Annotated in this window: 1 protein-coding gene; it reads left to right on the top strand. The window is 35.5% G+C overall.

The features are described 5' to 3' along the window. On the top strand, positions 1-304 hold a 304-nt coding region (locus ACFINZ_RS10535; RefSeq protein WP_375701486.1), incomplete at both ends, for an alanine racemase.

Raw genomic sequence — 304 nt, 5'->3', positions numbered from 1 at the left:
TTTGTCGCACAATCGGGTATTATCCCTCTTTTGAACTCTTGGTCTACTATCGAAGATTGGCAAACACTTTGCCAAAAAAAGAATAAAAAATTTCCCGCAATCATTCAAGTCGATACTAATATGAGCCGATTAGGGCTTGATAAAAAAGAATTACAAAAACTCATCAAAAACCCTACAATTTTTGAAAAAGCAGAAATAAAATATATTCTCAGTCACCTTGCGAATGGAGAGGACGCCTCTCATTCATCCAATAATAAACAATTAGCTGCTTTCAAGAGAGTACTTGCACAGTTACCTACCTGTA

The sequence above is a fragment of the Bartonella sp. AA81SXKL genome (assembly GCF_042196945.1).
Lineage (GTDB): Bacteria > Pseudomonadota > Alphaproteobacteria > Rhizobiales > Rhizobiaceae > Bartonella.
The sequence above is the reverse complement of the archived record's forward strand: the minus strand, read 5'-3'. Positions and strand labels throughout refer to the sequence as shown.